Raw genomic sequence first — 6,985 nt, 5'->3', positions numbered from 1 at the left:
AATTTTGCCAGAAATAATAAATTGATGAAAATTTGAATCTGGTTTTAGGTTTATGTTAACATAAATACTTCATTTTTAGGTTTTATCTTAAATTGAATCTTTTTTCATTATCCAAAATAAGCTCAATTTGTATTTTTCCAAGCAGTTTTATTGTACTTTTAAATGCGTTGAACCTGCTTCAAAATAAACTAAGAATGAAAAATCTAATTTTATCATTATCACTTGTAACTTTAATATTGAGTTTCAAGTCGATAGACAAAAACCCCATCAAAAATGTCAGATTAAAAGCTGATGCTGATAATGGGGGAATCAACCTTCCAAATGGTTTCGGGGCATTAGTCGTATCTGAAGGAGTAGGCAAAGCACGTCACATCGTCGTCAGCGAAAAAGGAGAAATTTTTGTGCGCCTTGCCAAACTCAAAGATGGTAAAGGAACCATCATTTTGAAAGATACAAATGGCGACGGAAAAGCCGATGAATCGAAGGGATTTGGCAATTTTGTGGGTACGGGTGTTGCAATTGGCAATGGTTATTTATACGCTTCTTCTGACTCTTCGGTAGTGCGTTATCCCATGAAAAATGGCTCTCCCGATGAATCTAAGCCAGAAACCATCGTCACAGGCTTGGAATTATACAGCGAACACGGCACAAAATCATTGGCATTGGACGATAAAAATCATCTGTATGTAACCTTCGGAGCTCCATCAAATGCTTGTCAAGAGAAAAACCGTATGAAAGGCTCAAAAGGTATGATGCCTTGCCCAATTTTAGACTGGCACGGAGGCGTTTGGCAGTTTGATGCTAACAAAAAAAATCAAAAACAAGCCGATGGTTTTAGGTACGCAACGGGTATTAGAAATATCGTTGGCATTGATTGGAATAAACAACAAGGCGAACTTTATGCCATGCAACACGGACGTGACCAATTAACAACGCTTTATCCAGAAATGTACGATGCTGAGCAAAGTGCAGAATTGCCTTCTGAGGAATTTTTATTGTTGAAGAAAGGGTCAGATTTTGGCTGGCCTTATTGCTATCACGATCGTTTTCAAAACAAGAAAATATTGGCTCCAGAATATGGCGGTGATACAAAAACGCAAGGGCTTTGTGAAGGAAAAGATAAACCAATTATGGCATTTCCAGCGCACTGGGCCCCAAATGCCTTGATGTTTTATACGGGAAATATGTTTCCTGCCAAATACAAAAATGGCGCATTCATCTGTTTTCATGGCTCTTGGAATAGAGCTCCATTAAAACAGGGCGGCTATTTTGTGGCTTTTGTACCTTTCGGAAAAAATGGTAAACCATCGGGAGATTATGAAATTTTTGCGGATGGATTTTCAGGTGGACCAGAAGTAAAAAATCCAGGCGATGCCAAAGCTCGTCCAATGGGATTAGCTCAAGGAACTGACGGCTCAATTTATATTACAGATTCGGTAAAAGGAAAAGTTTGGCGAGTTATTCATCAGTAAAGTACCACCACCACGATTCTCCAGAGTTGTAAATTACGTTAATTCTTGGTTCTGGAGAGCCGAGATACATTCAAATGAAATATATCCTTAGTTTATCATTGCTAACTTTATTATTGAGTTCGGCAATGATACAAAAAAATACAGTCACAAAATCTCAACCGTATAATTATCAGCCAGATTCGGGCAAGATTATTTATGAAACCTACTGTTTGGCGTGCCATCAGGAAGACGGGAGTGGCGTGCCAAATATGAATCCACCTTTGATAAAAACGGACTGGTTTTTGGGTGATTCTACTCGACTGATTAATGTTATTTTGAAAGGATTAAAAGACACCGAAATTAACGGTGACAGCTATTCCAACGAAATGCCATCTCACGATTTCCTAACGGATTATCAAATTGCCGAAGTGCTATCTTACGTGCGTAAGAGTTTCGGAAATCAGGCAAGTGCCATTAGCGCTCAAGCAGTAAAAAAACAGAGAGCACAAAAATAGTTATCTTTGTTAAAACGAGTTAAGAAAGCCTTTCCATTGATTTGGATAGGCTTTTTTTAATTCACTCCAAAAAAACAACCATGAAAAAATCACAAATTAAGTACTTAATCGGAGCATTGTTAATCGTTATTGGTTCAATTTGCTTTGCGGGTAAGGCCGTTCTGGTAAAACGTGAATGTAGTTTTCATATTTTTAGATATTTCGATAGAGGTTAGAAAATTAAGTATTTTTCTGGGTCTATTATTTAGTTAATTTTGGACTTCCAAAACATATTCATCCGAATACTACTTGATATCTATTTTTTTAGCAATGTACTGTCGAATTAGCCCATTAATATTTTCATTTGATCCTTTTTCCCACGAGTGATAGGGAAAAGAAAAGAAGATTTGTCAATCCAAATTTTGAGCTATTTCTTGGTGATTTGTAAATTCTCTACCATTATCAAAAGTAATGGAATGAATAGGAATGGTAGTATTAATCAAACTCATTTTATTTTCCACCTCTTTTACAGTTTTAGACTTAAGGGGAAAAATATAACGAAAATTATATTCGATCATTTGCATGAATCATAGAAATCGAACCGTCACCCTATCAATGACTAACTCGTTGTGTATTTTCAATCATAAGAGGTCTTTGGTCTATCATAACCTTGTTAAGAATTTTTCTCTAACATCATCTTTTTTCAGTTTTTTTAGCCATTTTTACGTCTTTTACGCAATTTCAAATAAATATTATTGCCTTGTTTTTGTTTACAATAAATGTATTGATAAATGGTTTCATAACTAACTTTTGGAATGTTTTCTTGGGAATTCTTTAAAGCAATTCATTCTAACTATTTGTTTAGGAGACTACTCATCTTGTAGTTGTTTACGAATTTTCTTTTTGAGTTCTTCATTGATTTTAAAGAGCTTTTTAAATTATCATTTTTAGCAACTGTCTGAGCATAAGCGGCTTGACAACCCACTCGTGAACGAGAATTGTATTGTTTCTCTCCACTAATGGCTGACTCATAAACACCTACTTGTCGGGCAATTGAATTTTGAGAAATTTTCTCGGTGAATTCAACAAAGTATCTATTTTGTCTCTTTGCTCAAGGGTTAAATGGGTAAAATTTACCATTTTATTTAGTTGAATTTGACACTCAAAATAATAGTTTTCGAACCCTTTTTTTCACAAATAATTTATCAAATTAATAGATTGCATTTCAAACTTGAATTTAACAAGAATAAAAATATGTTACCTTTTTGATTAAAAAAAAAGCAAATAATCCTATATTTGTACCATCATAAATCAAATGATAACTTTGATAATCTCAAAAAATAAAGAAACAAACTTTCAATATAATCCACGATTAGACAACGTCAATCGTGATACCTTATTTAAAGACAAGATAAATAGAGCCGAGAAGTTCTTGTCTGAGAGAGGTATGTTAGTAACAAAAGAAAATATAAAATCAAATAAAAAAGCCTCTGTATAATCGCAGAGGCTTTTTTATTATCATCAACAATTTATGAATCTTTTAAAAATATCAACCAACAACCTAAAAGATAAGCCTTTAACCACTTCATTGAGCATTTTATTGATGGCTTTGGGGATTGCGATTATCTCACTTTTACTCTTGGCAAGCAAACAAATTGAAGAAAAATTCACTCGAAACGTGGCGGGAATTGACATGGTTGTGGGCGCTAAAGGCAGTCCACTCCAATTAATTTTGGCGAGCATTTATCAGATTGATTCGCCCACGGGAAATATTCCGATGGAAGAAGCTAATCGACTGACTCGTAGCCCATTGGTAAAATCCACCATTCCCCTTTCGATGGGGGATAGTTATCAAGGATACAGAATTGTGGGTTCAAATGATAAATATTTAAAACATTTTCAAGCGGAATTTGAAACTGGAAAGGTATTTTCAAAGGCCATGGAAATTGTGGTTGGCAGTAAAGCAGCCAAGAATTTAGGCTTGAAAGTTGGTGATGCCTTTTCTTCGCAACATGGTTTTGATAAAGAAGGCAATGCGCATAAAGAAAAGCAATTTAAGGTTGTCGGAATCTTGAAAACAACCAATTCTGTACTTGACCAAGTGATGATTACGCCCTTAGAAAGTGTTTGGGCAGTACATGACGAACACCATGAAGAAGAAGCGGGAAAAGGAATAAATGCTTTGAAATTATTGGAAGAAGAACAGCCTCAAACTGATGAAGAACATCATCACGAAGCAGAGGATTCAAGGGAAATTACTTCGTTATTAGTAAAATTCCGAAATCCTGTAATGGGCATGATGATGGCCAGAAGTATTAACCAAAATTCAACATTGCAAACGGCCACGCCAGCCATTGAAATCAACCGACTATTTGCCTTATTGGGCGTGGGCGTGGATGCTTTGAAGTGGATTGCGTTGGTGATAATCATCGTTTCGGGATTGAGTGTCTTTGTATCGCTCTATAATTCCTTGAAAGAACGAAAATACGAAATGGCTTTGATGCTTTCGATGGGAGCGAGTCGAACAAAATTATTTTTATTATTGTTATTAGAAGGGTTGATAATCAGTATAATAGGCTTCGTAATTGGTATATTTTTGAGTAGATTTGGACTTTGGATTATGTCAGAAAATGTGGAACAAAATTTTCATTACGACTTCAACGTTTTATCTTTGCTAACCGAAGAATTTTATTTATTTATAGGGGCATTATTTATCGGATTATTAGCGGCAGCGATACCGTCATTAGGTATCTATAACATTAACATTTCAAAAACATTAGCGGATGAGTAATTTTTTGATGTTTGATTTTCGTTAAAAGCGGACATTATCATTCAACTCTTAAATATTGAACAACGAAAACCCTTCTCGAAAAACGAACAACAAACATCAAAATACAGATATGAAAATCAAGACATTACTATTGTTAGGTGTGATAATCTCAACCTTTATTTCGGCAAAAAATGCTCCCGCTGAAAAACTTACTTGGGATATGTTGAAAGACGTTTCTTTCAAGAAAAAATGGTATCCACAAGAATCTATTTTTATGCTTTACCCAACTTTTGGCGCACCTTTAAAGAAATTGGAGAATAAAGAAGTCATCATTAAAGGCTACGTTATTCCTGTGGATGTAGCGACAAATATGTACGTGCTTTCGGCATTTCCATACAGCCAATGTTTCTTTTGTGGCGGTGCAGGGCCAGAATCAGTGATGTCTTTGAAGCCTTTGAAAAGTGAGGTCAGAAAGTATAAAACGGACGATATGCACACTTTTAAAGGAAAACTAAAACTCAATGCCGATGATATTTACGAGATGAATTATATTTTGGAAGAAGCGGATATGATTGAGTAGGTCTTTTAGGAGTAAAGGGAAAAAGGAGGAATGGAGGAAGGTGAAAACCCTTTCTACATTCCTCCCTTTTTCCTTTACTCCATTTGAATATAACTCATCAATAATTCATCCAAAAAGCGTCCTTCTTGCTTCAGATACGTATATTTTTTCATAATACCCTCCACTTCAAAGCCTAATTTTTTGTATAATTCAATGGCTTTTAAATTTTCGGTTGCCACACTTAATTCTATTCTTTTATAGCCTTGCTGATTGGCTAATTCAATAATTTCTTGCATCATTTTTCTGCCAAAACCTTTACTCGCAAAAGCTGGATGAATCGCTAATCCTCCCAAATAAGCAATATGTGAAGCCCGATATATCCACGGAAATAATTTGAACATTCCAACAGGATTTCCGTTTTCATCCGTAAAAACATATTTTATTTCACTGGTTAAAAGTTTATCAAATATGGGCTTAAATTCTTCAATATCCATCGGTTCGTAAAGCAAATACGGATTTACTTGTGGGTGCATATACAGTTCGTAGATGAATTGGAGGTCATTTTGTGTGGCTTTTCTATGCATGGGAATATTGTTTATTTGCAAATATAAATAATCTTATTTCCGTACCTTTGCAAAATATTTCATTTTCAACTCTTCAAATTTAATCCATGAGTTTATTAGCAATTGGTTCGGTGGCTTTTGATGCCATTGAGACTCCCAGAGGAAAAACAGACAAAATCATTGGTGGTGCAGGTACATTTATTTCATTATCAGCATCTTACTTCAAAACTCCCATTAATTTAGTAGCGGTTGTGGGTGAAGATTTTCCCCAAGAATATATCCAACTTCTTCAAGATAAAGGTGTTGATACAACAGGTTTGCAAATCAAAAAAGGCGAAAAATCTTTCTTTTGGTCGGGTCGTTACCATAACAACATGAATTCTCGTGATACGTTGGTTACGGAATTGAACGTTTTGGGCACTTTCGATCCAATTATTCCCGCTGAATATCAGGATTGCCAGTATTTGATGTTAGGAAATCTTACGCCAGCCGTTCAAAAAACGGTAATTGACCGTTTAGCAAATCGTCCTAAATTGGTCGTAATGGACACAATGAATTTCTGGATGGATATTGCTATGGATGATTTGAAGACTGTCTTGAAAATGATTGATGTTTTGTGTATTAACGACGAAGAAGCTCGCCAACTTTCGGGTGATTATTCGTTGAGAACTGCCTCAAAAACCATCATGGCAATGGGGCCTAAAACGTTAATTATCAAGAAAGGCGAACACGGTGCGTTATTGTTTCAAGGTGATAAAATGTTTTTCTGTCCGGCGTTGCCTTTGGAAGATGTTTTTGATCCAACGGGTGCGGGCGATACATTTGTGGGTGGATTTATTGGCTATTTAGCAAAAACGGATGACATTTCTTTCGAGAATATGAAACGTGCCATTGTGTATGGCTCGGCGATGGCTTCTTTCTGCGTAGAAAAATTCGGAACAGAACGTTTAATGGATTTATCAGCAACAGAATTAGCGGATAGAATTGCAGAATTTAAAGATTTAGTAACGAGTAAATAATAAGTTGGTCAATCTCTACCTTTTATTAGGTAGTTCCATTTAGGTCTTTTATCATCGAAAGTAACATAATTTTTGATATTATCTTTAAATTTCTGACTGACCTCTCTTTTGTTTAAATATTGCTTTTGG

General features: G+C 35.4%; 7 protein-coding genes. 6 read left to right on the top strand and 1 reads right to left on the bottom strand.

All coding sequences use genetic code 11. The annotated features are described in order from the left end of the window. Positions 1 to 194: 194 nt before the first annotated feature. The 5 genes from AC1W31_RS19910 (at position 195) to AC1W31_RS19890 (ending at position 5,295) form a co-directional block, all read left to right on the top strand. Positions 195 to 1,472 carry a PQQ-dependent sugar dehydrogenase gene (locus AC1W31_RS19910; protein WP_481736251.1) on the top strand — a complete coding sequence of 426 codons (1,278 nt, stop codon included), beginning with the start codon at positions 195 to 197 and terminating at the stop codon, positions 1,470 to 1,472. Between the two features lie 74 nt (positions 1,473 to 1,546). Then, positions 1,547 to 1,966 carry a c-type cytochrome gene (locus tag AC1W31_RS19905; RefSeq protein WP_481736250.1) on the top strand — a complete coding sequence of 140 codons (420 nt, stop codon included), beginning with the start codon at positions 1,547 to 1,549 and terminating at the stop codon, positions 1,964 to 1,966. Positions 1,967 to 2,046: 80 nt separating this feature from the next. Beyond that, a complete protein-coding gene (locus tag AC1W31_RS19900) occupies positions 2,047 to 2,181 on the top strand; it encodes a hypothetical protein (protein ID WP_481736249.1) in 135 nt (44 codons plus the stop codon). 1,295 nt (positions 2,182 to 3,476) lie between these two features. Further along, positions 3,477 to 4,736 (top strand): ABC transporter permease, encoded by a 1,260-nt coding sequence (locus tag AC1W31_RS19895; RefSeq protein ID WP_481736248.1) that lies wholly within the window; start codon positions 3,477 to 3,479, stop codon positions 4,734 to 4,736. Positions 4,737 to 4,845: 109 nt separating this feature from the next. Next, on the top strand, positions 4,846 to 5,295 hold the full coding sequence (locus AC1W31_RS19890) for a DUF3299 domain-containing protein (RefSeq protein WP_481736247.1): 450 nt from the start codon (positions 4,846 to 4,848) through the stop codon (positions 5,293 to 5,295). Positions 5,296 to 5,369: 74 nt separating this feature from the next. Here AC1W31_RS19890 and AC1W31_RS19885 read toward each other — a convergent pair whose 3' ends face one another. After that, positions 5,370 to 5,858 (bottom strand): GNAT family N-acetyltransferase, encoded by a 489-nt coding sequence (locus AC1W31_RS19885; RefSeq protein WP_481736246.1) that lies wholly within the window; start codon positions 5,856 to 5,858, stop codon positions 5,370 to 5,372. Between the two features lie 86 nt (positions 5,859 to 5,944). Here AC1W31_RS19885 and AC1W31_RS19880 point away from each other — a divergent pair, with 86 nt between their 5' ends. Beyond that, complete coding sequence (locus AC1W31_RS19880; RefSeq protein ID WP_481736245.1) at positions 5,945 to 6,856, top strand: PfkB family carbohydrate kinase; 912 nt, start codon at positions 5,945 to 5,947, stop codon at positions 6,854 to 6,856. The last annotated feature ends 129 nt before the right edge of the window (positions 6,857 to 6,985 follow it).

Source organism: Arcicella sp., from assembly GCF_964672035.1.
Note: the sequence above shows the minus strand (reverse complement) of the source record. Positions and strands in the feature narration are given on the sequence as shown.

Coding starts and splice junctions, on each gene's coding strand:
- AC1W31_RS19910 (WP_481736251.1), top strand. CDS start 195: ATGAAAAATCTAATTTTATCATTATCACTTGTAACTTTAATATTGAGT.
- AC1W31_RS19905 (WP_481736250.1), top strand. CDS start 1,547: ATGAAATATATCCTTAGTTTATCATTGCTAACTTTATTATTGAGTTCG.
- AC1W31_RS19900 (WP_481736249.1), top strand. CDS start 2,047: ATGAAAAAATCACAAATTAAGTACTTAATCGGAGCATTGTTAATCGTT.
- AC1W31_RS19895 (WP_481736248.1), top strand. CDS start 3,477: ATGAATCTTTTAAAAATATCAACCAACAACCTAAAAGATAAGCCTTTA.
- AC1W31_RS19890 (WP_481736247.1), top strand. CDS start 4,846: ATGAAAATCAAGACATTACTATTGTTAGGTGTGATAATCTCAACCTTT.
- AC1W31_RS19885 (WP_481736246.1), bottom strand. CDS start 5,858: ATGCATAGAAAAGCCACACAAAATGACCTCCAATTCATCTACGAACTG.
- AC1W31_RS19880 (WP_481736245.1), top strand. CDS start 5,945: ATGAGTTTATTAGCAATTGGTTCGGTGGCTTTTGATGCCATTGAGACT.